The 26,157-nt window shown below is 72.2% G+C and carries 28 protein-coding genes; 9 read left to right on the top strand and 19 right to left on the bottom strand.

Annotated elements, in window-relative coordinates; all coding sequences use genetic code 11:
* Positions 1 to 2: 2 nt before the first annotated feature.
* Positions 3 to 644 (top strand): DUF1345 domain-containing protein, encoded by a 642-nt coding sequence (locus tag BIU94_RS00435; RefSeq protein ID WP_071253098.1) that lies wholly within the window; start codon positions 3 to 5, stop codon positions 642 to 644.
* 55 nt (positions 645 to 699) lie between these two features.
* On the opposite strand, the gene BIU94_RS00440 is transcribed toward BIU94_RS00435, so the two are convergent.
* Positions 700 to 1,434, bottom strand: a complete 735-nt coding sequence (locus BIU94_RS00440) for an SDR family NAD(P)-dependent oxidoreductase (RefSeq protein ID WP_071253100.1) — start codon at positions 1,432 to 1,434, stop codon at positions 700 to 702.
* 77 nt (positions 1,435 to 1,511) lie between these two features.
* Here BIU94_RS00440 and BIU94_RS00445 point away from each other — a divergent pair, with 77 nt between their 5' ends.
* The 5 genes from BIU94_RS00445 to BIU94_RS00465 all read left to right on the top strand — a co-directional run bounded on the left by BIU94_RS00445 (position 1,512) and on the right by BIU94_RS00465 (position 6,674).
* Positions 1,512 to 2,096: a TetR/AcrR family transcriptional regulator gene (locus BIU94_RS00445; RefSeq protein WP_071253102.1), complete on the top strand. Its 585-nt coding sequence runs from the start codon at positions 1,512 to 1,514 to the stop codon at positions 2,094 to 2,096.
* 69 nt (positions 2,097 to 2,165) lie between these two features.
* Positions 2,166 to 3,116, top strand: a complete 951-nt coding sequence (gene bla / locus BIU94_RS00450) for a class A beta-lactamase (protein WP_071253203.1) — start codon at positions 2,166 to 2,168, stop codon at positions 3,114 to 3,116.
* A 31-nt stretch (positions 3,117 to 3,147) separates the two neighbouring features.
* Positions 3,148 to 4,269, top strand: coding sequence for an FAD-dependent oxidoreductase (locus BIU94_RS00455; protein WP_071253104.1), 1,122 nt, complete (start codon positions 3,148 to 3,150; stop codon positions 4,267 to 4,269).
* A 38-nt stretch (positions 4,270 to 4,307) separates the two neighbouring features.
* Positions 4,308 to 5,420 (top strand): glycerate kinase, encoded by a 1,113-nt coding sequence (locus BIU94_RS00460; RefSeq protein ID WP_071253205.1) that lies wholly within the window; start codon positions 4,308 to 4,310, stop codon positions 5,418 to 5,420.
* 207 nt (positions 5,421 to 5,627) lie between these two features.
* On the top strand, positions 5,628 to 6,674 hold the full coding sequence (locus BIU94_RS00465) for an NAD(P)-dependent alcohol dehydrogenase (RefSeq protein WP_071253106.1): 1,047 nt from the start codon (positions 5,628 to 5,630) through the stop codon (positions 6,672 to 6,674).
* A 77-nt stretch (positions 6,675 to 6,751) separates the two neighbouring features.
* Here the strand turns inward: BIU94_RS00465 and BIU94_RS00470 are convergent, their stop codons facing one another.
* The 4 genes from BIU94_RS00470 to BIU94_RS00485 all read right to left on the bottom strand — a co-directional run bounded on the left by BIU94_RS00470 (position 6,752) and on the right by BIU94_RS00485 (position 10,720).
* Positions 6,752 to 8,158, bottom strand: a complete 1,407-nt coding sequence (locus BIU94_RS00470; RefSeq protein ID WP_139196208.1) for a hypothetical protein — start codon at positions 8,156 to 8,158, stop codon at positions 6,752 to 6,754.
* Positions 8,148 to 8,984, bottom strand: coding sequence for a TIGR03943 family protein (locus BIU94_RS00475; protein WP_083404481.1), 837 nt, complete (start codon positions 8,982 to 8,984; stop codon positions 8,148 to 8,150). Before BIU94_RS00475 ends, BIU94_RS00470 begins: the two co-directional genes overlap by 11 nt.
* Positions 8,971 to 9,984, bottom strand: a complete 1,014-nt coding sequence (locus tag BIU94_RS00480) for a permease (RefSeq protein ID WP_071253110.1) — start codon at positions 9,982 to 9,984, stop codon at positions 8,971 to 8,973. The genes BIU94_RS00475 and BIU94_RS00480 overlap by 14 nt, the downstream gene beginning before the upstream one ends.
* A gap of 157 nt (positions 9,985 to 10,141) precedes the next feature.
* Complete coding sequence (locus BIU94_RS00485; RefSeq protein WP_071253112.1) at positions 10,142 to 10,720, bottom strand: TetR/AcrR family transcriptional regulator; 579 nt, start codon at positions 10,718 to 10,720, stop codon at positions 10,142 to 10,144.
* Positions 10,721 to 10,819: 99 nt separating this feature from the next.
* Between BIU94_RS00485 and BIU94_RS00490 the strand changes: the two genes are divergently transcribed.
* Positions 10,820 to 11,134 (top strand): multidrug efflux SMR transporter, encoded by a 315-nt coding sequence (locus BIU94_RS00490; RefSeq protein WP_071253114.1) that lies wholly within the window; start codon positions 10,820 to 10,822, stop codon positions 11,132 to 11,134.
* Complete coding sequence (locus tag BIU94_RS00495; protein ID WP_071253116.1) at positions 11,135 to 11,503, top strand: multidrug efflux SMR transporter; 369 nt, start codon at positions 11,135 to 11,137, stop codon at positions 11,501 to 11,503.
* A gap of 603 nt (positions 11,504 to 12,106) precedes the next feature.
* On the opposite strand, the gene BIU94_RS00500 is transcribed toward BIU94_RS00495, so the two are convergent.
* Positions 12,107 to 13,246, bottom strand: a complete 1,140-nt coding sequence (locus BIU94_RS00500; RefSeq protein WP_071253118.1) for a CE1758 family FMN-dependent luciferase-like monooxygenase — start codon at positions 13,244 to 13,246, stop codon at positions 12,107 to 12,109.
* 152 nt (positions 13,247 to 13,398) lie between these two features.
* Positions 13,399 to 14,298: a phosphatase PAP2 family protein gene (locus BIU94_RS00505; RefSeq protein ID WP_071253120.1), complete on the bottom strand. Its 900-nt coding sequence runs from the start codon at positions 14,296 to 14,298 to the stop codon at positions 13,399 to 13,401.
* A gap of 238 nt (positions 14,299 to 14,536) precedes the next feature.
* Between BIU94_RS00505 and BIU94_RS17575 the strand changes: the two genes are divergently transcribed.
* Positions 14,537 to 14,986 carry a DUF4383 domain-containing protein gene (locus tag BIU94_RS17575; protein WP_175472177.1) on the top strand — a complete coding sequence of 150 codons (450 nt, stop codon included), beginning with the start codon at positions 14,537 to 14,539 and terminating at the stop codon, positions 14,984 to 14,986.
* Between the two features lie 245 nt (positions 14,987 to 15,231).
* Here BIU94_RS17575 and BIU94_RS00515 read toward each other — a convergent pair whose 3' ends face one another.
* From BIU94_RS00515 to BIU94_RS00570, 12 genes are all read right to left on the bottom strand, one after another.
* The gene (locus BIU94_RS00515) at positions 15,232 to 16,545 is read right to left on the bottom strand and encodes an ATP-dependent RecD-like DNA helicase (protein ID WP_071253122.1); all 1,314 of its coding nucleotides are present in this window, start codon (positions 16,543 to 16,545) and stop codon (positions 15,232 to 15,234) included.
* The gene (locus BIU94_RS00520; protein ID WP_071253124.1) at positions 16,542 to 18,767 is read right to left on the bottom strand and encodes a cytochrome c oxidase assembly protein; all 2,226 of its coding nucleotides are present in this window, start codon (positions 18,765 to 18,767) and stop codon (positions 16,542 to 16,544) included. Before BIU94_RS00520 ends, BIU94_RS00515 begins: the two co-directional genes overlap by 4 nt.
* A 175-nt stretch (positions 18,768 to 18,942) precedes the next feature.
* A complete protein-coding gene (locus BIU94_RS00525) occupies positions 18,943 to 19,230 on the bottom strand; it encodes an HU family DNA-binding protein (protein ID WP_017886454.1) in 288 nt (95 codons plus the stop codon).
* 275 nt (positions 19,231 to 19,505) lie between these two features.
* Entirely contained in the window at positions 19,506 to 19,811 is a 306-nt protein-coding gene (gene rpsN / locus BIU94_RS00530) for a 30S ribosomal protein S14 (RefSeq protein WP_071253126.1), read from the bottom strand.
* Positions 19,812 to 19,814: 3 nt separating this feature from the next.
* Positions 19,815 to 19,985, bottom strand: a complete 171-nt coding sequence (gene rpmG, locus BIU94_RS00535; protein WP_017886456.1) for a 50S ribosomal protein L33 — start codon at positions 19,983 to 19,985, stop codon at positions 19,815 to 19,817.
* Positions 19,985 to 20,221, bottom strand: a complete 237-nt coding sequence (gene rpmB / locus BIU94_RS00540) for a 50S ribosomal protein L28 (RefSeq protein WP_022903747.1) — start codon at positions 20,219 to 20,221, stop codon at positions 19,985 to 19,987. The genes rpmG and rpmB overlap by 1 nt, the downstream gene beginning before the upstream one ends.
* A gap of 541 nt (positions 20,222 to 20,762) precedes the next feature.
* A complete protein-coding gene (locus BIU94_RS00545) occupies positions 20,763 to 21,446 on the bottom strand; it encodes an alpha/beta fold hydrolase (RefSeq protein ID WP_071253128.1) in 684 nt (227 codons plus the stop codon).
* 10 nt (positions 21,447 to 21,456) lie between these two features.
* The gene (locus BIU94_RS00550) at positions 21,457 to 21,882 is read right to left on the bottom strand and encodes a Fur family transcriptional regulator (RefSeq protein ID WP_071253130.1); all 426 of its coding nucleotides are present in this window, start codon (positions 21,880 to 21,882) and stop codon (positions 21,457 to 21,459) included.
* Positions 21,879 to 22,826 carry a metal ABC transporter permease gene (locus BIU94_RS00555; RefSeq protein ID WP_071253132.1) on the bottom strand — a complete coding sequence of 316 codons (948 nt, stop codon included), beginning with the start codon at positions 22,824 to 22,826 and terminating at the stop codon, positions 21,879 to 21,881. Before BIU94_RS00555 ends, BIU94_RS00550 begins: the two co-directional genes overlap by 4 nt.
* Complete coding sequence (locus tag BIU94_RS00560) at positions 22,826 to 23,668, bottom strand: metal ABC transporter ATP-binding protein (RefSeq protein WP_071253211.1); 843 nt, start codon at positions 23,666 to 23,668, stop codon at positions 22,826 to 22,828. Before BIU94_RS00560 ends, BIU94_RS00555 begins: the two co-directional genes overlap by 1 nt.
* 47 nt (positions 23,669 to 23,715) lie before the next feature.
* A complete protein-coding gene (locus BIU94_RS00565; protein WP_071253133.1) occupies positions 23,716 to 24,630 on the bottom strand; it encodes a metal ABC transporter solute-binding protein, Zn/Mn family in 915 nt (304 codons plus the stop codon).
* Between the two features lie 228 nt (positions 24,631 to 24,858).
* Positions 24,859 to 26,124 carry a PTS transporter subunit EIIC gene (locus tag BIU94_RS00570; protein WP_071253135.1) on the bottom strand — a complete coding sequence of 422 codons (1,266 nt, stop codon included), beginning with the start codon at positions 26,122 to 26,124 and terminating at the stop codon, positions 24,859 to 24,861.
* Positions 26,125 to 26,157: the final 33 nt, after the last annotated feature.

Here is a 26,157-nt window from a genome sequence, read left to right on the forward strand (position 1 = left end):
TCGTGTCCGATCGGATCCTCTCCGCCCGGCGCGCAGGCGCGTGCGTCGCGGTCGGCGTGGTGGCCGGCGTCCTCGTGGGTGTCACCGCGTCGCCCGCGCTCACGCCACTCGTGGCGTGGTGCGCGGCCGGCACCACCGCCCTCGTGGGGGTCTGGGCGCAGTGCTGGCGGCAGGACGCCGCCGGCACGCGACGACTGGCAGAGGAGGAGTCCTCGTCGCGGGTCACCGACGACGCCATCGTCATCGCCTGCCTCGTGAGCATCGTCGCCGTCGTCATCGCGCTCCTGCGGTCCCGCGACCAGAGCGGCCAGCCGGAGTCGGTCGCCCTGGTGGTGCTCGGTGTCCTCGGCACGATGGTGGCGTGGGCACTCGTGAACACGGTCTACGCCCTGAAGTACGCCCGCATGTACTACCTGGACCACGACCACGACGGGTTCGACGTCCGACAGGAGGCACCTCCGACGTACAGCGACTTCGCGTACTTCGCCTTCACGGTCGGCATGTCGTACACGGGACCCGAGATCGAGGCGACGGCCACCGCGGTCCGCCGCAAGGTGCTCCCGCACGCGCTCCTGTCGTACTTCTTCGGCACCGTCCTCATCGCGGTCGCGATCAACCTCGTCACGAACCTCGGACAGGGCTGACCGCGACCGTGGCACGGGTCCCGAGGGTCCGACCGGGCCCTCGGGACCCGTGCGCTCAGACCGCGATCCGCCCGCCGTCGACCGGCAGGACCGCGCCGTGCACGAACGACGCCGCGTCGGTGGTCAGGAACACGACGGCCTGGGCGACCTCGTCGGCGGTGCCGGGGCGTCCGGCGGGGCCGGCCGCGGCGAGCTGGTCGAGGGCTTCACCCATGGCTGCGGTGCCCTCGGTCCGGGTCGGGCCGGGGCTCACGGCGTTGACCCGCACGCCGGCGGGCCCGAACTCGGCGGCCCACGACTTCGTCAGCAGCACGAGTGCGGCCTTCGTCGAACCGTAGAGGCCCATGCCGGCGGCGCCGAACTCGGCGACCATCGTGGTGACGTTCACGATCGCACCCGTGCCGCGCTCGGCCATGCCCGGGGCGAGCGCGGCGACGAGGAAGTACGGCGCCTTGACGTTGGTCGCGTAGACCTCGTCGAACCCCTCCGGCGTCGTCTCGGCGGTCGGTCCGAAGGGGAAGATCCCGGCGCTGTTCACGAGGACGTCGATCGTGCCACCGCCGATCTCGAGGGCCGCGGCGGCGAGGGCCTGCGCGCCGGCGGCGTCGCGCAGGTCGGCCTGGACGAAGTCGGCCTGCCCGCCGGCGGCACGGATCGAGCGGACGACCTCGTCGCCCCGTTCGGCGCTGCGTCCGGAGACGACGACGTGCACCCCCTGGGCGGCGAGGAGGTCGGCGGTGGCGCGGCCGATGCCGCTGGTGGCGCCGGTGACGAGAGCTGTGGTGGTCATGAGCGGTCCTGTCTGAACAGATCGGTTCGGTTACGTGGTGCTGGAAACTGTACAGATCGGTGCAGTAAAGTCAAACCATGACCGACTCGACGGCACCGCGCACCCGACGACGTCCCGCGTACGAACGTGCCGTCGCCACCGCGGACCGGCTCTTCTACGAGCAGGGCATCCAGGCCGTGGGGGTCGACCAGGTCGCCGCCGCGGCGAACATCTCGAAGGCGAGCCTGTACACGCACTTCCGCACGAAGGACGACCTGGTGCTCGGGTACCTGCGCGGCCGCAGCGCCTCGTGGCAGGCGCACGTGGCCGAGGAACTCCCGCGGCGCGGCGCGACCGCGGCGGAGCGGGTCCTCGCCGTGTTCGACCTGCTCGGCGAGTGGTTCGACGAGCCCGGCTACCGCGGTTGCCCGTTCATCAACGTCGAGGCGGAGTACGGCACCGACCGCCCGACGCACGCGGTGACGCTCGAGCACCGCGACTGGGTGCGCGACCTCTTCACCACACTGCTGACCGACGCCGGGCACGACGACCCCGCGACGACGGCCCTGCAGCTCTGCCTGCTCTACGACGGGGCCATGGCGAGCGCACAGGCCGATCCGTCCCGCCCCTGGGCCGCCGCGGCGCGCCGGGCCGCCGAGGGGATGCTGCGCTCCGAGCGGTGACCTCCGAGCGGTGACCTCCGAGCGGTGACCTCCGACCTGCTGCGCAGGTGCGTGCGCCAGGGTGCGGACATGCGCCTCCACCTGCCCCGCGTGCTCGTCGGGACGATCGCCGCCCTCGCCCTGACCGGGTGCACGGGCGGCGGCACCCCGGCCGCGAGCGGTCCCGCGACCCCGACCACCTCCCAGCCGACCACGTCCGTGCCCACGGCGAGCGCCGCACCCGTCGACCAGGACCGGGTGGACCGGGCGCTCGCCGCCCTCGAGCAGCGGTACGACGCCACGGTCGGCGTCGTCGCGACCGACACCGGCACGGGTGCGACCGTGTCGTACCGGGCGGACCGGCGGTTCGGCTACGCGTCGACGATCAAGGTCCTGGCGGCAGCGGCGTTCCTGCGGTCGGTCCCCGTCGCCGAGCGCTCCGCGGTCGTGCACTGGACCGCGGCGGACGTCGCCGCTGCCGGGTACTCCCCGGTGACCGAGCAGCACGTGGCCGACGGGCTACCGTCGGACGAGGTCGCCGAGGCAGCCGTCCGGATGAGCGACAACACCGCGCTGAACGTGCTGCTCGACCGCATCGGCGGCCCGGCTGCCCTGGACGCCGCACTCGCCGACCTCGGCGACACGACGACCGAGGTGGTGCACGGCGAACCCGACCTCAACACGATCGAGCCCGGCAGCACCGAGGACACGACGACCCCGGCGGCGTTCGCGGCGGTCCTGGCTCGGGTGCTCGACGGTCGCACCCTCGGCCGGGCGGACACGGCCCTGCTCACCGACTGGATGAGCGGGAACGCCACGGGTGACGCGCTCGTCCGTGCCGGTGCCCCGGACGGCAGGGTCGTCGCCGACAAGTCCGGTGGCGCCGGTCCGATCCGGAACGACGTCGCCCGGGTGACCCGGCCCGACGGCGACCCGGTCGTCATCGCGGTGCTGACCACCCGGAACGACCCGGACGAGCCGTACGACGACGCACTCGTGGCCGAGTCCGCGCGCGTCGCGCTCGCCGCCCTCGACCACTGACGTCGGCGGGACCGGCAACTACGCTCGGTGCATGCCCCACGAAGACGGAACCCACGGCGACGGCGGCCACGTGGTCGTCGGCGGTGGCGTGCTCGGCGCCGCGACCGCGTACGCCCTGACCGCCCGGGGCGAGCGGGTGCTCCTGCTCGAGCAGCACGGACGTGGTCACGAGCACGGGTCCTCGCACGGGGCGACCCGGATCTTCCGACAGGGCTACGCGGACGCCGAGTACGTCGCGCTGACCACACGGGCCCTGGAGCGGTGGGAGGCGCTCGAGGCCGCCGCGGGACAGGAGCTCGTCGTGCGCACGGGCGCGGTCGACCACGGCCGCCCCGAGGTCGTCGACGCCATCGCCGCGGCGCTGGCGGACGCGGGCATCCCGCACGAGCGGCTCTCCCCCGAGGCCGCGGCGGCGCGCTGGCCGGGCATCGCGTTCGAGGGGCACGTGCTCGCCCACGCCACCGCCGGTCGGATCCGGTCGGCCGCGGCGATCGAGGCCCTGCTCACCCTGGCCGAGCGGACCGGCCTCGCCGAGCTGCGCTTCGGGACACGGGTCACCGACGTCGAGGACCACGGTGACACCGTCTCGGTGACGCTGTCCGACGGCTCCGCCCACCGCACCCGGTCCCTGGTGGCCGCGGTGGGCTCGTGGGCCCCCGCGCTGGTGGGCGACCTGCTCGCGGCTCGCGGGGCGGGCCTCCCGGCCATCCGCGTCACCCAGGAGCAGCCGGCGCACTTCCCCAGCCACCTGCCGGACGCGGCGTGGCCGAGCTTCGTGCACTGGGCCGACGGCGACGACGTGTACGGGCTGCTCACCCCGGGCGAGGGCGTCAAGGTCGGTTTCCACGGCACCGGCCCCGTCGTCGACCCCGACCACCGGGACACCACCCCGGTCGCGGCGGAGGCGGAGCGACTGCAGGCGTACGTCGCACGGTTCGTCCCGGGCGTCGACGCGACGAAGCCGACCTTCATCAGCTGCCTGTACGACAACTCCCCCGACGAGGACTTCGTCATCGACCGGCGGGGGCCGGTCACGGTGGCGACCGGGTCGTCCGGGCACGGCTTCAAGTTCGCGCCGCTGCTCGGCGAGGTGCTCGCCGACCTCGCGACCGGTGGGGCGACGCACCCGCGGTTCGCGCTGCCCGTCAGCTGACGCCCGGCAGCACGCCGACCGCCGCTACGGTGGAGGTCGTGCGCATCATCGTGGCTCCGGACTCGTTCAAGGGCACCGCGTCCGCGGCGTCCGTCGCAGCGGCGGTCGCCGACGGGTGGCGGACCGAGCGCCCGGAGGACGACCTCGTGCTCGCGCCGATGGCCGACGGCGGCGAGGGCACGCTCGACGCCTTCGCCACCGCGTTCCCCGGAGCGGTCCGGGTGCCCGTCACGGTCACCGGTCCGGCGGGCACCCCCGTCGACACGACCTGGCTGCGGCTGCCCGACGGCCGCGCGGTCGTCGAACTCGCGGCGACGAGCGGCCTGCCCCTGTTGACGGAACCGCTGCCGGACACCGCGACGAGCCGGGGCTTCGGCGAGGCCATCGCCGCCGCGCTCGACGCCGGGGCGACCGGCCTGGTGCTCGGCATCGGCGGCAGCGCCTCGACGGACGGCGGCGCCGACGCGCTGGTCGCGCTCGGGGCGATCGTCCACCGCGAGCCCGCGGTCGGTTCGCCGCGGCGGCTGCGACAGGGTGCGGAGCTCCTCGACGACGTCACCGCCGTCGACACGACCCACCTGCACCGTCTCCCGGAGGGCGGTGCCGTCGTGCTCACCGACGTCACGTCGCCCCTGCTCGGACCGGACGGCGCGGCGGCGGTGTTCGGCCCGCAGAAGGGCATCACGCCCGACCGGGTCCCCGTGTTCGCGACCCGGTTGGCCGACTGGGCACGGTGCTTCCCCGACGTCGACCCGACGACCCCCGGAGCGGGCGCGGCCGGCGGTGTCGGCTTCGCGCTGCTCGCCTGGGGTGCGACGCCGTCGTCCGGGGCCGAGGGCATCGCCGAGGTGCTCGGGCTGCCGGCGCTCCTCGACGGCGCGGACGTGGTGGTCACGGGCGAGGGCCGGTACGACGCACAGTCCGCCGCCGGCAAGGTGCCGAGCGTGGTGCGCGCGCTCGCGACCACCCACGCGCCGGAGGCCCGGGTGCTGCTCGTCGCCGGGGACATCGACGCCCCGCTCGACGACTTCGACGCCGCGGCCTCGCTCACCGTGCTGGCGACGCAGACCACCGGCGAGCCGGACGACGCCCTCGCCGACCCGCTGCGCTTCGCCCGGATCGCCGGTCAGCGGCTGGCCCGACTGGCCTGACCCCGGCCGCCGGTCAGCGGCTGGCCCGGCTGGCCTGACCCCGGATCGCCGGTCAGCGGCTGGCCCGGCTGGCCTGACGCCGGTCACCGACGCGCCCGACCGCGGCACGAGGGGTGCCCCACCTGGGCCTCCCTCCGGATGGCGCGCTCCACCAGACTGGAGACGGGCCGCACCCGGTCCGCTCCCCCTTCCCCCACGAGGAGACCCATGCGCACCGTCAACGCGTACGCGGCACCGTCCGCCACCGAGCCGCTCGTCAAGACCACCATCACCCGTCGTGACGTCGGACCGAACGACGTCGAGATCGACATCGCCTACGCCGGCATCTGCCACTCGGACATCCACACCGTCCGCGGCGAGTGGGGCGAGATCCAGTACCCGCAGGTCGTCGGCCACGAGATCGTCGGCCACGTCTCGGCCGTCGGCGACGCCGTCACGAAGCACAAGGTCGGCGACCGTGTCGGCGTCGGCTGCATGGTGAACTCCTGCGGCGAGTGCGAGCAGTGCCTCGCCGGCCAGGAGCAGTACTGCCTCAAGGGCAACATCGGCACCTACACGAGCGTCGACCCCGCCGACGGCTCGATCACCCAGGGCGGCTACTCGCAGGCGATCGTCGTGGACCAGGACTTCGTCCTCCGCGTCCCAGAGTCGCTCGACATCGAGAAGGTCGCGCCGCTGCTCTGCGCCGGCATCACCACCTACTCGCCGCTGCACCACTGGAAGGCCGGCCCCGGGACGAAGGTCGCCGTCGTCGGCATGGGCGGCCTCGGCCACATGGCCGTCAAGATCGCCGTCGCGCTCGGCGCCGAGGTCACCGTCCTGTCGCAGACCACCTCGAAGCAGGAGGACTCGCTCCGCTACGGCGCGAAGGCCCACTACGCGACGAAGGACCCGGAGACGTTCGAGAAGCTCGCGAACTCGTTCGAGCTCATCATCAACACCGTCTCGGCGAAGATCCCGATGGGCGCGTACCTCGGCCTGCTCAAGGTCGACGGCACGCTCGTCAACGTCGGCGCCCCGTCCGAGCCGCTCGAGGTCCCGGCGTTCGCCCTCATCCCGCGTCGGCTCAGCTGGGCCGGTTCGGCGATCGGCGGCATCCGCGAGACCCAGCAGATGCTCGACTTCTGCGCCGAGCACGACATCCTGCCGGAGACCGAGCTCATCAGCGCCGACCAGATCAACGAGGCCTACGAGCGCGTCCTCAGCTCGGACGTCCGCTACCGCTTCGTCATCGACGCGGCCACGCTGGCCTAGTCGGTACCACCTGACGGACAGGAGGCCCGGTACCAGCTGGTACCGGGCCTCCTGTCCGTCGTCTCCGCGTCGGACCGTCAGCTGATCTCGTCACCGGACGGCAGCGCGCCGCACCAGTCCACCGATGCGGCGTCGATGCTCGCCTCGAGCGCACCGGAGGTCGCGTCGACGATGCTCACCAGCTCGTCGCTCGCCGACTTCGTCGCGACCGCGACGAACTGTCCGTTCGGCGACGGGCAGACCGCCGTGACGCTCGCGTCCTCGGGCAGGGTGACGGCCAGCCGGGAGGCCCGTGTCCCGTCCACGCGCACGATCCGTGGCGAGATGGTCCCGTCCGACCGCACGTCCCCCAGCACGCGCAGGTACGTGTCGTCCGTCAGTTGGGCGATCCGTCCGAGGTAGGGCGCGTCGGTGCTCGCGGCCGGCGCCTGCAGCGCCGACTCCGCCCCGTCGGTCAGGTCGAGCCGGACGATGCCGGTGCCGGTCTCGACCACGGCCGTGGTGCCGGTGCCGACGAACCCGTGCAGGTAGGTGGCGCTGCCGAGCCGCACCGGGTCGGCACGCCCGCTCATGTCGACGAGCACGAGGTCGTCGGAACCGGTCCGGACGAGCGCGCTCTCGGTGCGCGGCACGTAGGCCCACTGCCCCACGGTCATCGGCACTGCGCCGGTCGTCGGCTTGCCGTCCTCGGCGATCGCCGTCGGCATGTGCGTGCCGGTCATGTCGACGACGTAGAGCCCGGTGTTGCGCGACTGCCCCGTCGAGGTGTCCGCGTACTCGAACCCGAACGAGGCCCCGTCGTCGGCGACGTGCAGCGCGGTGACCCGGCCCCGGGCGGTCGGCAGGGTGATGTGCTCGATCTCCGACGACGCGTCCTGCACCCCGCCGCGCAGCGGGACGACGTCGACGGAGGAACTCGCGTCGCTCCCGCTGACGACCACCAGCGAGCGGCCGAGCCGTGCGTACTCGGTGATGTCCGCCGCCTGGTGCACGGTGGTCACGCCACCGGCGTCGAGCGACCGCCGGACGATGCGGTCCGGGGTGCCGTCACCTCCGGGCACCAGGGCGAGCACGTCGGTGCTGCCGGTCCGGATCGACGCGGTCAGGTCCGCCGTGGCACGCTGCCCCGGCGCCCGCACCCCGGCCACCGTCACCGTGTAGTCCCGGTCGTAGGCCAGCGGTCCGGTGAACTCGACGGCGATCGTGTTGCCGCTCGAGGTCACGGTGTGCGCCGCCGACGGACGCACCCGGACGTCGTCGGCGCTCACCCGCTCGAGCGCCTGGTTCGCCGTCAGGATCACGCGCTGCGCCGGTCGGGACACCAGGCCGGAGGCGTCGTAGGACACGTCGCGCAGCCGTGGGCCCTGCTGCGCCCCGACGACGGCGGCGAGCGCGGCGACGACGGCGAGGACGAGCACCACCGCCGTGTACCGCCGGTGGAACCGGTGCGCGACCGGGCGGCGGTCGCGCCGCTCAGTACTCATACGGGTCCTCCGGCTGCGCGATCGCCGTGACGTCCGCGGCGCGGATGACGATGCGGGCGTCGGCGGACTGGTCCGGGTTCGCCGCGAGCGCCCCGGTCACCCGCACCCACTGCCCCTGCTCGGGTGCGGTCCCGCCGCCGGCCTCGGCGGGGACCACCCCGAGGCCGACCGGTTGCGCGTCCACGGCGCAGCAGCTGATGACGAAGCGCGTGAGCGTGAAGGAGCCGCCGTCGCCGGGCACCACGAACCCGGTCAACCGGACCTGCTTGCCGACGAGGGCCGTGGTGTCAGTGGTCTGCCGGATGAGCGCCGCCCAGTCCTTGACGCCGTACGCCGAGGTGTCGACGCCCTCGCTGCCGAGGAGCGAGACCGCGGCCTCGGACCCGGTCGCGTTCGACAGGGTCGCCGAGTCCACGCTCCGCTGCTGCGCGGTGCGGGCGGACAGCGTCGTCGGGGGCAGGACCAGCATCGACACGGTGACCCCGATCGTGACGACCGCCGCGGCCGTCCCGAGCACGATGCGGACCGCGCGGCCGCGGCCTCCGCGCCGACCACCGTGCTCGTGGTCGTGGTGGTCGTCGTCGCCGTCGGCGTGGTCGTCGTCGCCGTGCGTGTGCCCGTCGCCGCGGGCCGTGACGACGAGGCCGGCGACCGCCGCGGGCACGGCGACCGCGGCGAGCACGATCGTGAAGACCGCGTAGCGCGGGTTGATGTACAGGTCGAGGTGCCCGACCAGGGCGAGCCACAGCGTGCAGACGGCGACCGCCAGCACGGACCCGAGGCCCAGGTACGCGTGCGCTCGGCGCCCGGTGTCAGACGAGGACATTCATCACCAACCCGACGGTTCCGGCGAACAGGACGCACACGACGGCGAGCAGCACCAGGAAGCGGACCCGGAACGTCGTGCGGAGGAGCGCGATCATCTTCACGTCGATGATCGGCCCGATGATGAGGAAGGCCGTGATCGACCCGGGCAGGAACGTCGACGCGAACGACAGCGCGAAGAACGCGTCGACGTTCGAGCAGAGCGAGACCGTCATCGCGAGCAGCATCATCGCCGCGACGGACAGCACCGGGTTCGCCCCGATCGCGACCAGGGTGGACCGCGGCACGGCCACCTGGATCGCGGCCGCGAGCCCCGCGCCGACGAAGAGCGCCGGCATCATCGTGGCGGTCTCGCCGCCGAACTGCGCGGCGCTCTCCCGCCAGCGGTTGCGCGCCCAGGGCGCCCCGACCGTGGCACGGCAGCGGGCCTCGAACGCTGGGAGCAGCAGGTCGGCCGGGCGGCGGTGCGCGGCGACGATCCAGCCGACCAGGTTCGCGACGACGAAGCCCCCGACGATCCGCACCGGCAGGATCCACCCGGACCACCCGAACGCCTGCGCCGTGCTGATGATGACGAGCGGGTTGAGGATCGGTGCGGCGACGAGGAACGTGACGGCCTCGGCCGGGGTGAACCCGCGCAGCATGAGGCCGCGGGCGAGCGGCACGTTCCCGCACTCGCACACCGGGAAGAGCATGCCGATGAGCGAGATCACGGCGCGGCGCCCGAAGGGGTTCTGTGGCAGGACCTTCTCGAGGGCGCCGGCCGGCACCCAGACCTCGACGACGATCGACAGCACGATGCCGAGCACCACGAACGGCAGCGACTCGACCACGACGCTGATCGCGAGCGTCAGGAAGTCCTGCACGACGTCCGGCAGCCCCGCGGTGCCGACGCTCGGCGCGGCGATCCGGATCCCGAGCAGGACGACGACGGCGAGCAGCACGAGGCCGGGGCCGGTCAGGGTCCGGGAGCGCTGCGGCGGCGGCGTGGTCGTCGTCACCGGGACAGGATAGGCGACGCGCGTGGGTCGGCAGTTTCGCGCGTCGGAAGCAGAACCGCGCGTGGGGAGAAGAATCGCGCGTGGGCGGCAGGAAAAAAGGACCCCCTACGCGCGAAACGGCTTCCCATGCCAGGCGCGATGGGACGGAACGTCGGAGTCAGGCCGGGGTGAGTTCCGTGAGGTGCCGGTCGACCACGTCGATCGCCCAGACGCCGGACTCCCCCGGAGCGAGCCGAACCACCTGCATCGCGAGTCCGTCGAGGAGCGCGTGCAACCGGCACGCCTCGTACTCGTGGTCCCCCGGCGGGACGCCGAGCAACCCGAGGGCCTCCTCGCACCACGCCCGCACCTGACCGACGACGCCGTCGAGCGTGGGACGGAGAGCGGCGTCCGTGAGGGCGGCGTTGCCGAGGGCGAGGTAGACGTCGAGTTCGATGACGCGTTCGGCATCGAGGGGCAGCAGCTCGACGACGATCCGTCGCGCCCGCTCCGGTGCGGGGAGGTCGGCGGGCAGCGCCTCGATGCGCTCGCACATCCGGTCGAAGACGAGGGTGATGGTGTGCTCGCGCATGCTCGCCTGCGTCGGGAAGACGTAGCGCACGGTGCTCGGCGGCAGGCCCGCCGCTGCCGACACGTTCCGGACGCTCAGGGCGCCGAGGCCGTCCTCGGCGAGCACCCGGCAAGCGGCCTCGGAGACCACCCGGCGCCGGTCCTCGATGTCGATGCTCCTGGCCACACCTCATACTCGCACGATCGTACGACTTCGTGCTACCGTGGGCGCCGATGTCGCACAGTCGTACGACATCCACAGATCGAGCACGGAAGGGGATCTGTCATGGCATGGGTCGTCCTCGTCCTCTCGGGCGTCCTCGAGGCGGTGTGGGCCACCGCGCTGAGCGCCTCGAACGGCTTCAAGAAGGTCGTCCCGACGATCGTGTTCGTCGCCGGCATGGTCGCGAGCATGGTCGGCCTGGCGTTCGCGATGCGGTCGATCCCGGTCGGCACCGCGTACGCCGTCTGGGTCGGCATCGGTGCGTCACTGACCGTGGTCGTCGCCGTCCTCCGGCGACAGGAGGCCGCCTCCCTCGCCCGCATCGGCCTCGTGCTGGGCCTGGTCGCCTGCGTCGTCGGCCTCAAGGTGGTGAGCTGAGTGGCCTGGGTCGTCCTGTTCGTCAGCGCGGTGCTCGAGACCGTCTGGGCGACCGCGCTCGGCCGCAGCGACGGCTTCACCCAGCCGGGCCCGACCCTGGTCTTCGCGGTCACCATCGTCGTGAGCCTCGTCGCGTTCGGGTACGTGCTGCGCCACATCCCGATCAGCACGGCGTACGCGGTGTGGACCGGCACCGGCGCCGCCCTCACCGTCATCTGGGGCATGGCCACCGGCGCCGAACCCGTGACCGCCCTGCGCGTGCTCTTCATCGCCGGCATCGTCGGCTGCGTCGTCGGTCTGAAGCTCGTCCCCGCCCGCCCCGCTCCCCCGCGCGGCCCTGCGCCGGGGGAGCAGCAGAACCGCGCGTAGGCAGCAGTTCCGCGCGTGGGTAGCAGTTCCGCACCCGGTGAGGTGATCCGCGCGTAGGAAGCCAGGCGTTCCCGCCACCTACGCGCGGGAAGCCTTCCCACGACAGCCGCGATGGGTGAGAACGTCCGCGCACGCCGGACGGGAGGCCCGGCACGGGACGTGCGCCGAGCCTCCCGGCCGTCACCGGTCACGACCACCGCCAACGGCGAGCAGTTTCGCGCATGGTGAGGTGATCCGCGCGTCGGAAGCCAGGCGCTCCCACCTCCCACGCGCGAAACAGCCTCCCATGTCGGCCGCGATGGGTGAGAACGTCCGCACGCGCCGGACGGGAGGCCCGGCACGGGACGTGCACCGCGCCTCCCGCCCGTCGCCGGTCGCGGCCACCGCGCACGGGCAGTAGTTCCGCGCATGGTGAGGCGTTCCGCGCGTAGGAAGCCAGGCGTTCCCGCCACCTACGCGCGAAACGGCAACCCATGTCAGGCGCGATGGGATGGAACACCTGCGACTCCCCCGCACCCGCACACCCGCACACCCCCACCCCCGCACGCAACAACGGCCGGGCCACCCGAGGTGACCCGACCGTTGCTGCTCAGCAGGAGGACGTCAGACGGACGCGCCCGTCCACTCGTCCTCGGCGGCGACGTGGTCGCTGCCGACCGTGCCGGCGGCGAGCGCCGCGGCGGCACGCGAGGCGTGCGACGGCGGGTCGGAGGGCACGTCTGCCGGGCGCCCCTCGTCGTTCAGCTGTCGGAGCTGCGGCACGATGTCCTCGGCGAGGATGTCGATCTGCTCGAGCACGGTCTTGAGCGGCAGGCCGGCGTGGTCGATGAGGAACAGCTGGCGCTGGTAGTGCCCGACGTGGTCCTTCATCGCGGCGTAGCGGTCGACGACCTGCTGCGGGGAGCCGACGGTGAGTGGGGTCTGGGCGGTGAAGTCCTCCAACGAGGGGCCGTGGCCGTAGACCGGGGCGTTGTCGAAGTAGGGCCGGAACTCGCTCCAGGCGTCCTGCGAGTTCTTGCGCGCGAAGAACTGCCCTCCGAGCCCGACGATGGCCTGGTCGGCGCGGCCGTGACCGTAGTGCTCGAAGCGCTGGCGGTACAGGCCGACCATCTGCTCGGTGTGCTGGATGGGCCAGAAGATGTTGTTGTGGAAGAAGCCGTCGCCGTAGTACGCGGCCTGCTCGGCGATCTCCGGCGTGCGGATCGAGCCGTGCCAGACGAACGGCGGGACGCCGTCGAGCGGGCGCGGGGTCGAGGTGAAGCCCTGCAGCGGCGTGCGGAACTTGCCCTGCCAGTTGACGACGTCGTTCTCCCACAGCTGGCGGACGAGCGCGTAGTTCTCGATGGCCAGGTTGACGCCCTGGCGGATGTCCTGTCCGAACCACGGGTAGACGGGGCCGGTGTTGCCGCGGCCCATCATGAGGTCCATGCGACCGTCGGAGATCACCTGGAGCATCGCGTACTCCTCGGCGATGCGCACCGGGTCGTTCGTGGTGATGAGGGTCGTCGACGTGGACAGCGTGATGTCCTTCGTCTTCGCCGCGAGGTAGGCGAGCAGGGTCGTCGGCGACGAGGCCACGAACGGCGGGTTGTGGTGCTCGCCGGTCGCGAAGACGTCGAGGCCGGCCTGGTCGGCGTGCTCCGCGATCGTCAGGATGTCCCGGACGCGCTGGGTGTCGTCCGGCGTGGTGCCGGTCGTCGGGTCGGTCGTGACGTCGCTGACCGTGAAGATGCCGAACTGCATGGTGTACCGCCTTCCGCGATATCGATGCGTTTGCATCGACTTGCTGGGTACAACGTACCGCACGCCTCGGCATTCCCGCCAGGCTCGCATCCGTCGCGGCCCGGCCGGTCGGCGCGGTCGTCCGGACAGGAGGCCCGGCCCGGCTCCCCGGGTCAGCGTGCGGTCGGCAACGTGTCCGGGTCGGTACGCGCGGCGTGGTGCATCCCGTCGAGGAACCACACCACCGTGACCACGGCCAGCACGCTCGCACTCGAGGCCATCCGCCCCGCCACCAGGATCGCCTCGTGGTCGTACGCCCCGCCCCCGGTCACGCCGACGACGAGCGCCGCGACCCCGACCGCCAGGGTCACCCCGGTGGCGGCGAGCAGCAGGACGCTCACGACCCGGCGCGGACCCCGACGGCCGTCACGGTCACCTCGTTCGCCGCGGTCGACCCGCGGCCCGAGTGCCCGCACGAGTCCGAGCCAGCAGAGCGCGACCGCGCACGCGCCGACGATGTCGCTCACCCGGTGCCAGCCGTAGACGACGGTCTGGTTCGCCACGAAGACCGCGTACGCGGCGCCGACCACCGTGACGACCGGACGGAAGCGCCGCGGGGTGACCAGGAGCACCGCGAACAACGCCGCCAGGGCGACGGTGGCGTGCCCGGACGGGTACGAGTTCGGGGTCGTCGACTGAGCGATCTCCGGGCGCACGGCGATACGCTTGACGAGCGTTGAGGTGGCCGCCGACGCGAGCACCACGGCGGCGGCGCCGAGCCCCACCGCGAGCCGCCGCCGAGCGAACGCCACGGCGACGATCACGACGACGAGCAACGAGATCACCGGCACCGAGATGACGTTGAGCGCAGTGTCCGACCCGAACAGGTCGGAGTCCCGGACCCCGCCCAGAGCGGCGTCCTCGGCCCGCTGCCCCACCGGCGTCAGCACCGCAGCCACGTAGACGAGAGGCACGATCACGAACCCCAGAGCCGCCACCACGCCCCACCGCAACCGTCGTGAGACCGTCGGTCCGCGCGACTCGGGCGCGCTGCGTTCGGGCGTGCGGGTCACCGGCGTGGTCCTCCTCGGTGTGGCGATCATCGGCCTCCTCGTGCGGCTCGTCCCTCGGGGACGATTCGGACGGTCGGGGTCCGACACGATACCGTTGGTCCGCCGGTCCGCGCCTGTGAACGGGGGGCAAGCCTCCTCCGGATCCGTCGGCCGCACCGCTCGTGCACCACGGGCGGACGCACCGGCTCCCTTCGCCGGCACGTCCGGTGCGACCACCCTGTACCAGGAGGAGACCGAAGTGGCCATCAAGGAACCGGGCATCACCGCCTCGCCGAACCGCGGCCTCGCGCTCACGGCCGGCTCGCTCCTCGCACTCTGGGGTGGCCTCGGCTTCTTCTTCGCCGCCGACGGCGACCCCGGCTTCTTCAACCGCCAGGGCGGCATGCTGTGGAACGCGTTCGGCGTGAACCCGGCGCTCTGCTTCGTCTGGGTGCTCCTGGCCGTCGTGCTGCTCATCACCGGCCTCGGCAACACCGTCGGCTCCCGGAACGGCAACCTGCTCGTCGGCGCCCTGCTCGTCGTGTTCGCGGTGTACGGCTTCGTGTTCGTCGACACCTCGGCCAACGTCTTCGCGCTCAACACGACGGACAACGTCTTCCACGCGATCGTCGGTGTCGTCCTGCTGCTCACCGCGGTCGGGGCCGACAAGGAGAACCTCCGCGCGATCCGCGCGTCCGCTCGCGCCTGACGAACCCCTTCCACGACGCCCGTCTGCCGCTCCGGCAGGCGGGCGTCGTCGTCCGTCCGGCGGCCAGCGGGTCTGGCGGGTCGGCGGCGACTGGCTCGGCCCGGGTCGGCGGGTACCGGTCACCACACCCCGCGCAGGTCCGGCGACCGGCCACGAGCCGGCGGCGGCCAGCGAAGCCGGAGCGCCGACGAGAGACCGCCCAGCAGCGGTCCGACGGGTCGGCGTGACCGGTCGGAGGCGTCAGGTCAGTCCGCGTCGGGCTCGGTCCGCTTCGGAGCCTCGAGCGCGGTCGCCACGATCCGGGGTGCCTCGGACATGAACCGTCGGACGTCGGTGTCGACGATGATGTCCTGCGGGCGCAGCGGCCGGGTCAGGTACAGCCCCTCGAGCGACGTCAGCCGGGACAACGCGACGTACGTCTGCCCGGCGCTGAACACCCGGTTGCCCAGGTCGACGACGGCCCGGTCGTACGTGCTGCCCTGCGACTTGTGGATCGTGACCGCCCAGGCGAGCCGCAGCGGGAACTGCTGGAACTCCCCCACGGTGTCCTTCTTGAGTTCCTTCTTGTCGGCGTCGTAGGAGTACTTGAACTTCTCCCACACGGACGGCTGGACCTCGAACGACTCGCCGTCGACGTCGACCCAGACGGTGTCGCGGATGGCCGTCACGATGCCGAGCGTGCCGTTCACCCAGCGTTGGTCGGCGTCGTTGCGCAGGAACATCACGTGGGCGCCGGGCTTGAGCTCGAGGGCCTCGTCAGCCGGGAAGTTCCGCCCGCCGAAGTCGCCGTTCACGTCGGCCTTCGCGGTCTTCACCTTGCCGGGCAGCCGGTCGAGGGCGGCCTTGTTGATCCGGGCGACCGTGTCGTTGCGGGTGGCCAGGGTGATGGCGTCGTCGGGCGCCGGTCGCGCCCCGGCCGTGTTGAGCTGCCCGGCGATCTCCGCGGTCACCCGACCGTGCCGGACCGCGGTCAGCATCGCGGCGAACGCGTCGTCCCGCTGCCGGTGCACCGTGGCGAGCTCGATGATGTTGAGCTTCGTCTCGAGCCAGACCTTTGCGTCGAAGAACCACATCGACCGGTAGTGGTCGGTGAAGTAGGCGCGCTCGTCGGCGTCCCCCGGCACGGGCGGCAGCTGGTACGGGTCGCCGAACATGACGACCTGCACGCCGCCGAACGCCTCGAACTGGCGGCCGCGGGCCTTGCGCAGCGAGCGGTCCATGCCGTCGAGCAGGTCGGCGTTGACCATCGAGACCTCGTCGATGACGAGCGTGTCGATGGTGTTGAGGAGCTTGCGGGTGTCCGGCCCCTGCCGCAGTTCAGCGTCGGCGATGAGCCCGATCGGCAGGCGGAACAGCGAGTGGATGGTCTGCCCACCGACGTTCAGCGCGGCGACGCCGGTCGGTGCGCAGATCACCACCTGCTTCTCGGTGTTCCACGACAGGTGGTTGAGCAGCGTGGACTTGCCCGTGCCCGCGCGACCCGTGATGAACACGTGGTCCCGCGTGTGCTCGATGTACTCGAAGACGGCGCGCTGCTCGTCGCTCAGCTCGACGGTCACCGCGGCTCCGCCCCGTCGTCGGGAGCCGGACGGGAGGCACGGATCGCCTCCGCCCCGTCACCACCGTCGAGTGCGTGGCCGGCCGGTCCGTCGTCGCTGCCGTCGTCGAAGTCGAGGTCGATCTCGTCGTCGCCGTCAGGGTCCGCGCCCGCTGGGGGTCGTTGCGCCCCGGCAGAACGGGGCGCGGTGCCCGCCGCCGGGTGCGGTGCGCGCTCGCCGTCGACGCCGTCGGCACCCGCACCCGCACCCGTACGAGCACCCGCGCCCGCGTCCGCACGAGCACCCGCGCCCGTGCCCGCGCCCGCGCCCGCACGAGCACCCGCGCCCACCGGCCCCGCCCCCCCGCGGAGCCGCACGGCGACCACGACCACGACCACGACCGTCAGCACGAGCAGGATCCCCGTCACGACGAGCACGAGACCGGCCCGTGCCTGGTCGACGACCGGGTCAGGCCCCCAGGACCGCCCCATCGCACCGAACCACGACGCCTGCAGCAGCCCGAGCGGACCCCGCATCGCGATGCCGAGGGACACGACGCCGGCGGCGACGACCACGGCGCCGACGACCCGGACCGCCGCCGCAGCGCGTGTGGGCCGCTGCTGGCCGACCGGCACCGGGGTGAGCAGCGTCGGTACGGCGAGCAGCCCGACGAGCAGGAACACGACGTCGAGCACGGTCCGACCGGTCGAGTCGCTGACCGACCACCGGACGGCGTCGGTCGCGTAGAACGCCCACCAGACGGCAGCGGCCAGCACGAACGCGGGGAACGGCTGCACGAGGTACCGCACGGCGGCGTTGTCGACGAGGATGCCGGTCCACTCCCGCACGCCGGTGCTGTCGTCGTCGCGCGGGTGCACGGCGGCCCGGATGAGCGCCACGGGCGCGGCGGCCCAGACCAGGGCCGGGACGACGAGCCCGAGCACGACGTGCGCCCCGACGTTCGCGGAGACGAGGAACCGGTCGTACTGGTGCAGCGCCCCCGAGGTGGCGACGACGAGCGAGACGAGCGCGACGGCCGCGGCGACCGAGCGCCGGACCGGCCAGCCCGTCCCCCGGCGGCGCAGCCGGACGACCCCGGCCGCGTACGTCACCGCGAGCAGTACGGCGGCCATCAGCCAGAACAGGTCGATGTTCCACTGCGTGAGCCACCCCCAGGCTCCGGGGGCGTGCGGCAGCGGGTCGTCGGTCAGGAGTTCGGCGGGGCTCGGGTCGGCCGTCTTGCTCGGCGCGATCTGGTCGATCGGGGTCGCCGTGCGCCCGAGGGCCGCGGCGAACCCGGACGCGATGCCCATCACGGCGAGCTCGACGAGCACGAGGGTCCAGAACGGCCGACGGCGGGCGGGCGTCGCGGTCAGCGCACGGATGGTCCGTCGACGCTGCACGGCGCCGATGACCCCGATGGCCACGATCGCGCCGGTCTTGACGAGCACGAGCGTGCCGTACGGCGAGGCCAGGTTCGACAGCACCCCGACGCGGATCTGCGCCGACGCGACGCCCGACACGGCGACGAGCACGAAGCAGCCGAGGGCGACGCTCGAGTAACGGGAGACCACGGCCCCGAGCCGGTGCCCAGGCACGACCCCGCGGAGCAGCACGAGGGCGGTCAGCCCACCGACCCAGAGTGCGGCGCCGACCAGGTGCAGGCCGAGCGCCGTGACGGCGGCGTCGTGGCTCGCGGTCCCGGCGGCGTGGCCCTGCTGCGCGAGCGGGAGCAGGCCGATGAGCGACACCCCGGCGGTCACCGCGACCATGCCCCGGGAACGGACGGCGAAGCACAGCACGGTCGCGACCGCGGCGATGAGCACCGTGACGAGCCAGGCGAGACCGAGGTCCGTGCCGGTGAGGAACACGCCCATCGACTGGCCGAACTGCTCGTCGAAGCTGATCCGCGAACCGGCGACGCTGAGGAACGTGAAGAACGTCGCGACGGCGGCGGACACCGCCCACACCCCGCTGGCGGCCGCGGCGACGTCGATCGCGCGGTTCCACTCCGGTCCGGTGCGGGACAGCCCGATGGTCGCCAGGGCGAGCGCGCCGATGGCGAGCGACGCGGACAGGTCCACGACGAGCCGGGCGATCGGCAGCCCGAACCGCACCACGGCGCCCGGGTCGGCGATGAGCGCGGCGTCGGCGCCGCCCCCGACGACGAGCGCGACGAGCAGCGACAGGAACCCGACGAGCAGCAGCACGGCGGGACCGGCGGTGCGCGCGATCCGATTCACCCGTCAAGCCTAGGCGGTGCCCACCCGGCCGCCGAACGGGGCGGGCCGACCTGTGGAGAGCGGGGCGGGCCTCCCGGCCGACGGGGTGCGCCCACGCGACGGGGCCTGCGCGCCCCGACCCCGGGAACGACGGAAGGGACGGCCGAAGCCGTCCCTCCCGATGCGCGGACGAGTCTTACTTGACCGCAGCCTTGAGCTTCGAGCCGGCGCTGACCTTGACCGAGTCGCTCGCGGCGATCTCGATGGCGTCACCGGTCTGCGGGTTGCGGCCGGTGCGGGCGGCGCGGTGCGTCTTCTCGAAGGCGATCCAACCGGGGATCGTGACCTTCGTGCCGTCGGCGACGGACGACGAGACGACGGAGAAGAGTGCGTCGACGACGCCGTTGACGGTGGCCTGGCTCTGGCCGGACTCGGCGGCGACGGCAGCGACGAGCTCGGTGCGGTTCAGTGACTTGTCAGCCATGGATGTCCTCCTCGGACTTCTTGCAGTATCGGTCGGACGGACGAGCCGTCCGGCGCCCGGAGCGGTTGCCCCGTGCCACGGTGCCAGTGGGCCGAGGGCCCGGCGGAACCGGAGTTGAACCTACCAGCCACATCGGACGAACACCTCCGACTCGCCCGGATTTCCGGGGTTGTCGCGGGTCCGGAGGGGCGGATGTGACCAGAGTTGCGCCGTTGTACCCCACTCACGACGAACGCCCCGTCACCGAGGTGACGGGGCGTTCAGCAAGCGATTGCTTACCAGGAGCTCTTCGTGATGCCGGGGAGCTCGCCACGGTGGGCCATGTCGCGGAAGCGGACACGGCTGATGCCGAACTCACCGAGGTGGCCACGGGGGCGGCCGTCGATGGCGTCGCGGTTGCGGTAGCGGACCGGCGACGCGTCGCGGGGCAGCTTCTGCAGGCCGACGCGGGCGGCCTCACGCGACTCGTCGGAGCCGTTCGGGTCCACGAGGGCCTTCTTCAGCTCGAGACGACGCTCGGCGTAGCGCGCGATGACCTCGGCACGCTGGTTGTTCTTCGCGATCTTGCTCTTCTTCGCCATGACTCAGCGCTCCTCACGGAAGTCGACGTGCTTGCGGATCACCGGGTCGTACTTCTTCAGCACGAGACGGTCGGGGTTGTTCCGACGGTTCTTCTTGGTCACGTACGTGAACCCGGTGCCCGCCGTCGAGCGGAGCTTGATGATCGGACGGATGTCCTGACCCTTTTTCGCCATCAGATCTTCTCCCCACGGGCGAGGAGATCCTTGACGACGGACTCGATGCCACGTGCGTCGATCACCTTGATGCCCTTCGCGCTGAGCGTGAGCGTGACGTTACGACGAAGCGAGGGCACGTAGTACGTCTTCTTCTGCACGTTCGGGTCGAAGCGACGCTTCGTCCGGCGGTGCGAGTGCGAGATGTTGTGTCCGAAGCCGGGGGTGGCTCCGGTCACCTGGCACACTGCTGCCATGGTTTCCTCCTGAGGTACCGTGCGACCGGACGGCCGCACCCAAGTTCACTTGCCTGGTGCACACGCGCTCGGTCACCGGGGTGACGTCGCGAGGGGGTTGTGCGCACCGCCCAGACCCGGCACCCCTGTCGAAGGGGGACGAGCACCGCGCGACCGCGGCGTTCGCGACGGTCGGAGGGCTTGGAACAACGGGTCCCACCGCGCGAGCGCGGAGGACCAGGGGGCAACGTTACGCGAGCACCGGGCGTGTCGCAAGCCGGGGCTCCGGGCCGGGAGGCACGGCGCGGCCGGGCAGGACCGCTCACGCCGCCGTGGGGTCACCGCCGCCGCGGGGTCGCGGGAGCGCGGCCGCCGTGTGCCGCTCCGACGATCGTGAGCAGAAACGGTCGAGTGAGCGCGCGCGAGGCGACCGTTCCTGCTCACCAAGTGGGCGCGGGCGGGCGCGAGCGGGCTCGGACGGGTGCGAGCGGGCTCGAGCGGCCGCGGGCACCGCGGCGGACGCAGGCGCGCGCCGCGCGCCGCGCGCCGCGCGCCGCGCGCCCTACCCCCGTGCGGCGAGGGCGCGGACCATGAGCTCGCCGAGCTCGTGCGGCGCCGAGAACATCGGCCAGTGCCCGGTGTCGAGCCCGAGGATCTCGAGTTCCTCGGTCGCGACGAGCTCCTCGGCCCAGACCTGGTGGTCGGCCACCATCGTGGCGAGCTCGGTCGCGGGGATCTCGCACGTGATGACGGTCGCCGGGATCGTGTGCCGGGCCGCGTCGGCGTAGTGGAACCGGTCCGACGGCACCGCCGCCGGCTCCGGGATCGCCCGGTGCTCGAAGGCCTCGCGGAGGGCCGGGGTCATCCCGCGCAGCGTCGCCGGCTCCCAGACGTCCCACGACGGCAGCGGCACGACACCGTCGACGACGGGCAGCTCGTCGTTCACGCAGCCGCCGGCCGGCCCGGGGAACGTGTCGACGTAGAGCAGGTGCGCGACGAGCGAGGGTCGCTGGTCGGCGGCCATGTACGCGATCGGCCCCGCCCCGGAGTGCCCGGCGAGCACGACCGGCTCCTCCGGGCTGGCGACGTCGTCGAGCCGCGCCACGAGCGAGGCGACCTGCTCGTCCAGGGTGTCGCCGTCGCGGGTGACGGCCTCGACCGTGTGGCCGGCCTGCAGCAGCAGTGGGGCGACCTCGTCCCACGCGCTCGCGTCGAGCCAGAACCCGGGGACCAGGATGACGTGCATGGCGCGGAGGTTACTCGCCGCCGGCCGGTGCCGTGCGTGCCGCCGTGCACACCGCGCACTCGCCGAAGACGTCGACGACGTGACTGGCGTTGGTGAACCCGTTCGCGGCGGCGACGTCCTGCGCCCACTGCTCGACCGGGGCCGCCTCGATCTCGACGGTGCGTCCGCAGTTCCGGCAGATGAGGTGGTGGTGGTGGGTGTCGGTGGTGCACGCCCGGTAGAGCGACTCGCCGTCCTGCTGGAGCGAGTCGGCGTCACCCTCGGTCGCCAGGTCGGCGAGGGCCCGGTAGACGGTGGCGAGGCCGATCGTGGAGCCCTCGTCCCGCAGGTGCTGGTGCAGCGCCTGCGCGCTGACGAAGCCCTCGGTGGAGTCGAGGGCGCCGCGCACCGCTTCGCGCTGCCACGTGTTCCGCTTGACCTTCTGCACGGCGTTCATGCTGACGCACCCACCTTCGTTTCGGCTGACGTTCCGGTTCCGCTCGCCCCGGACGGGAGGCCCGGCGCACCCCCGCCACGGCGGTCGCGGCCGGCCGTTCGGTCGCGCCCACGGCGGTCGTGCCGCGCGCCGACGATCCGGCACACGACCCAGATCGCGAACGAGATCGTCGTCACGTAGGGGCTGATCGGCAACCCGCCCCCGAGTGCGAGCAGGATGCCACCGACGACCGACACCACGGCGAACACCGTCGACAGCACGGGGACGACGACCGGGTGCGAGCTGAGCCGCAGGGCCGCGGCCGCGGGGGTGACGAGGAGCGAGAGCACGAGCAGTGCACCCACGATCTGCACGGACACCGCCGTCGCCAGCCCGAGCACGAGCATGAACACGATCGCCAGCGTGCGCACCGGGATGCCCGCGGCGGCCGCGACGTCGGGGTCCACCGACGCGAACATGAGCGGGCGCCAGATGACGAGCAGGGTCGCCACGACGACCGCCGCGACGACGACGAGGAAGGTCAGCTGGGGGTTGTCCACCGAGACGATCTGCCCGGTGAGCAGCCCGAACTTGTTCGCGGCCCGGCCCTTGTAGAGCGCCAGGCAGAGGATCCCGAGGCCGAGCCCGAAGGGCATGAGCACGGCGATGATCGAGTTCCGGTCGCGCGCCCGCGAGCCGAGCAGCCCGATGAGCAGCGCCGCGACGACCGACCCGACCAGCGAGCCGGAGACGACGTTGACGCCGAGCAGCAGCGATGCGCTCGCCCCGGCGAAGGACAGCTCCGAGATGCCGTGCACGGCGAACGGCAGGTTGCGGGCGACGACGAACGGCCCGATGAGCCCGCCGACGATGCCGAGCACCGCGCCGGCCCAGATCGAGTTCTGCACGAGCACGAGCAGCTCGCCGTAGTCCTGGAACGAGAAGACGGTCGACAGCAGGTCCATCAGATCCGTCCCTCGTCCGACGCCGGCGCGTGCGGGTCGGGGTCGCAGTGGTGGTCGTGCGCGTCGTTGGCGCCGACGATGACGATGCGCCCCATCGTGCGGACGACGTCGACGGGCGTGCCGTACAGGTCACTCAGGACGTCGGCGCGCAGCACCTCGTCGGGCGCGCCGATGCGGAAGCGTCCGCCGGCGATGTAGAGCACGCGGTCGACGACGTCGAGGATCGGGTTGACGTCGTGCGTGACGAACAGCACGGCCGCGCCCTGCTGGCGGCGCTGGCGGTCGATGAGCTCGGTGACGCCGCGCTGGTGCCGCAGGTCGAGCGAGATGAGCGGTTCGTCGCACAGCAGCAGTGCCGGGTCGGCGGCGATCGCCTGCCCGACGCGGGTGCGCTGCTGCTCGCCGCCGGAGAGCTCCGCGACGGGCGCGTCGGCGAAGCCGGTGGCGCCGACCTCGTCGAGGATCCGGTCCACGCGGGCGCGGTCGGCCCGGGACGCCGGCAGGACGCCCCAGCGGTGCCCGGTCACGCCCTGCGCCACCATGTCGCGTGCGCGGAGCGGGGTGCCGGACTCCATCAGGCGCTGCTGCGGAATGTACCCGATGCGGCGGTGGCCACGGCCGACCGGCTGGCCGAGGAACGACATCGTGCCGCTCGTCAGCCGCTGCTGCCCGAGCACGGTCCGGAGCAGCGACGTCTTGCCGGCACCGTTCGGACCGAGTACGGCCACGAACTCGCCCGGGGCGACGTCGAGGTCGAGGTGGTCCCAGAGCCGCCGCGCGCCGTACGACAGCCCGGCGTCGCGGAGCGTCAGGACCGGACGGCCGGTGGCCCGGTCGTCCACCGTGGTGGTCGCCGGGCCGTCGGTCTCCGCTGGTGCGGTCGTGGTCGTCACTTCTGGAGTGCCGCCTGCACCGCGTCGATGTTCGCCTGCTGCCACGAGACGTAATCCTGCCCCTCGGGGAGCGTTTCCGTGACACCGACCACCGGGACGTCGGCGTCCTCGGCCGCCTGCTTGACCTGTTCGGTCTCCGGGCTCGACGTCTGGTCGTTGTAGGCGAGCAGCTTCACGTCACCCGAGGTGAACAGTGCGAGGGTGTCGCGGAGCGCCGCCGGGGGGACGTCGTCGTCCTCCTCGATCGCCTCGGCGAAGTCCTCCGGCGTCTCGTTGTCGAGGCCGATCGCGTCGAACAGGTACCCCGGCACCGGCTCCGTGTAGGCCACGGCGTCGCCGTCGTACTGCTTCTTGAGGTCGGCCGTCTGCGACTCGAGGTCCTGCAGCTTCGTGGTGAGCGCGTCGGCGTTCCGCTCGAACGTGTCCTGCTCCCCGTCGTCGAGCGCGGAGAGGCGCTTCGTGACGTCGGCCACGAGCTTCACCATCGTCGGGTAGCTGTAGAACACGTGCTCGTTGAACTCCGCGTCGCCACCCTGGTCGAGACCGGACAGCTCCACGACGTTGATCGTGTCGGCCTTCGTGTCCGAGGCGTCTGCGAGCGTGGTCATGAAGTCGTCGTAGCCGCCACCGTTCTCGATGAGCAGGTCGGCCTTCGACACGGCGAGCTGGGTGCGGGCGCTCGACTCGAACGAGTGCGGGTCCTGCGACGGGTCGTCGAGGATGCTCGTGACCGACACGTGGTCCCCGCCGATGGACTCGACGATCGAGCCGTAGACGTTGGTCGAGGCGACGACGGCGATCTTCCCGTCGCCGTCACCGGCGTCTCCGGACGTCGAGGAGGACGCACACCCGGCCAGGGCGAGTGCGGCGGCACCGGCGACGAGCGGGAGGGCGAGGAGGCGCTTCTGCATGCCCCCGACGCTACTGCTTCCTGATAACGATTGTCAAAACCAACCCAGCGCCCGGGGTGCTGTTCCGCGCATGGTGAGCGGTTCCGCGCGTGGTGAGGCCGAAGTTCTGGCCACCTACGCGCGATTCGGCTTCCTACGCCACGCGCGATGGGAAGGAACGTGCGCACGGACGGACGGGAGGCCCGGTGCCAGCTGGCACCGAGCCTCCCGTCCGTCACGTGGTGACGTCTACGGCTTGGTGGCCGCGTCGATCGTGTTCTCGGCGATCGTGTCCTCTTCACGCCCGGGCGTGCGGAGGTTCCACTTCTTGATCACGAAGCTGAACAGGAAGTAGTAGACCGCCGCGTAGCCGAGGCCGATCGGGATGAGCCAGATCGCCCCGTCCGCCTTGCCGAAGTTGAGCACGTAGTCGATCGCACCGGCCGAGAACGAGAAGCCGTCGTGGATCCCGAGCGCGTTCACGAGGGCGAGCGACGTGCCGGTGAGCAGCGCGTGGATGATGTACAGCGGGAACGCCACGAACATGAACGAGTACTCGAGCGGCTCGGTGATGCCCGTGACGAACGAGGTGAGCGCGGCGGAGATCATGATGCCGCCGACGAGCTTGCGGTTCTGCGGCTTGGCGTTGCGCCAGATCGCCAGGGCACCGGCGGGCAGCGCGAACATCATGATCGGGAAGAAGCCGGTCTGGAAGATGCCGGCCGTCGGGTCGCCCGCGAGGAAGCGCGCGATGTCACCGTGGTAGGTGACGCCGCCGGTCGTGAAGCTGCCGAGCTGGAACCACGGGAAGAAGTTGAGCAGCTGGTGCAGACCGATCGGGATGAGCATGCGGTTGACGAACCCGAAGATGCCGCCACCGATCACGGCGTTGTCCGCAACGGCGGTGCCGGCTGCGGTCAGCGCGATGTCGAAGTAGCGGTAGAAGAACGACATGACGACGGCGATGAGCAGACCGGCGACCGCCGTGAGGATCGGGACGAGACGGCGACCCGAGAAGAAGCCGAGGAAGTCGGGCATCTTCGTCCGGTGGAACCGCTCCCACAGCACCGCGGAGACGAGACCCATCACGATGCCACCGAGGACGCCGAAGTTGATGGTGGCCTGGTCGCCGTTCGCGTCCTTCACCCCCGCGAGGACGATCGGGGACATGGCCGCGAACACCTGGTACATGACCATGTACCCGACGACGGCCGCGAGCGCGGTCGTGCCGTCGGACTTCTTGGCCCACCCGATCGCGATGCCGACCGCGAACAGGAGCGGCAGCCACGTGAAGACGCCGTTGCCCGCGGCGGCGATGATCGTCGCACCCTTGTCGAAGCCGGGGATCGCACCGAGCATGTCGGCCTGACCGAGGCGGAGCAGGATACCCGCAGCGGGCATGACCGCGATCGGCAGGAGCAGACTCCGGCCGAGCCGCTGGGCTTGTGCGAAGAGCCTGGACTGCTTCTTCGGCTTCTTCTTCTCCGGCACGTCCGTGGCAGTGGTGGCGCTCATCGGAGTTCCTCTCGTCATCGGGTGGAGCTGTCG

Origin of the sequence: Curtobacterium sp. MMLR14_006 (assembly GCF_001864985.1) — a bacterium.
Lineage (GTDB): Bacteria > Actinomycetota > Actinomycetes > Actinomycetales > Microbacteriaceae > Curtobacterium.

Coding starts and splice junctions, on each gene's coding strand:
- BIU94_RS00490 (WP_071253114.1), top strand. CDS start 10,820: ATGGCATGGGTCGTCCTCGTCCTCTCGGGCGTCCTCGAGGCGGTGTGG.
- BIU94_RS00440 (WP_071253100.1), bottom strand. CDS start 1,434: ATGACCACCACAGCTCTCGTCACCGGCGCCACCAGCGGCATCGGCCGC.
- BIU94_RS00570 (WP_071253135.1), bottom strand. CDS start 26,124: ATGAGCGCCACCACTGCCACGGACGTGCCGGAGAAGAAGAAGCCGAAG.
- bla (WP_071253203.1), top strand. CDS start 2,166: ATGCGCCTCCACCTGCCCCGCGTGCTCGTCGGGACGATCGCCGCCCTC.
- BIU94_RS00550 (WP_071253130.1), bottom strand. CDS start 21,882: ATGAACGCCGTGCAGAAGGTCAAGCGGAACACGTGGCAGCGCGAAGCG.
- BIU94_RS00555 (WP_071253132.1), bottom strand. CDS start 22,826: ATGGACCTGCTGTCGACCGTCTTCTCGTTCCAGGACTACGGCGAGCTG.
- rpmG (WP_017886456.1), bottom strand. CDS start 19,985: ATGGCGAAAAAGGGTCAGGACATCCGTCCGATCATCAAGCTCCGCTCG.
- BIU94_RS00455 (WP_071253104.1), top strand. CDS start 3,148: ATGCCCCACGAAGACGGAACCCACGGCGACGGCGGCCACGTGGTCGTC.
- BIU94_RS00565 (WP_071253133.1), bottom strand. CDS start 24,630: ATGCAGAAGCGCCTCCTCGCCCTCCCGCTCGTCGCCGGTGCCGCCGCA.
- BIU94_RS00445 (WP_071253102.1), top strand. CDS start 1,512: ATGACCGACTCGACGGCACCGCGCACCCGACGACGTCCCGCGTACGAA.
- rpsN (WP_071253126.1), bottom strand. CDS start 19,811: ATGGCGAAGAAGAGCAAGATCGCGAAGAACAACCAGCGTGCCGAGGTC.
- rpmB (WP_022903747.1), bottom strand. CDS start 20,221: ATGGCAGCAGTGTGCCAGGTGACCGGAGCCACCCCCGGCTTCGGACAC.
- BIU94_RS00470 (WP_139196208.1), bottom strand. CDS start 8,158: ATGAGTACTGAGCGGCGCGACCGCCGCCCGGTCGCGCACCGGTTCCAC.
- BIU94_RS00525 (WP_017886454.1), bottom strand. CDS start 19,230: ATGGCTGACAAGTCACTGAACCGCACCGAGCTCGTCGCTGCCGTCGCC.
- BIU94_RS00465 (WP_071253106.1), top strand. CDS start 5,628: ATGCGCACCGTCAACGCGTACGCGGCACCGTCCGCCACCGAGCCGCTC.
- BIU94_RS00475 (WP_083404481.1), bottom strand. CDS start 8,984: ATGTCCTCGTCTGACACCGGGCGCCGAGCGCACGCGTACCTGGGCCTC.
- BIU94_RS00545 (WP_071253128.1), bottom strand. CDS start 21,446: ATGCACGTCATCCTGGTCCCCGGGTTCTGGCTCGACGCGAGCGCGTGG.
- BIU94_RS00500 (WP_071253118.1), bottom strand. CDS start 13,246: ATGCAGTTCGGCATCTTCACGGTCAGCGACGTCACGACCGACCCGACG.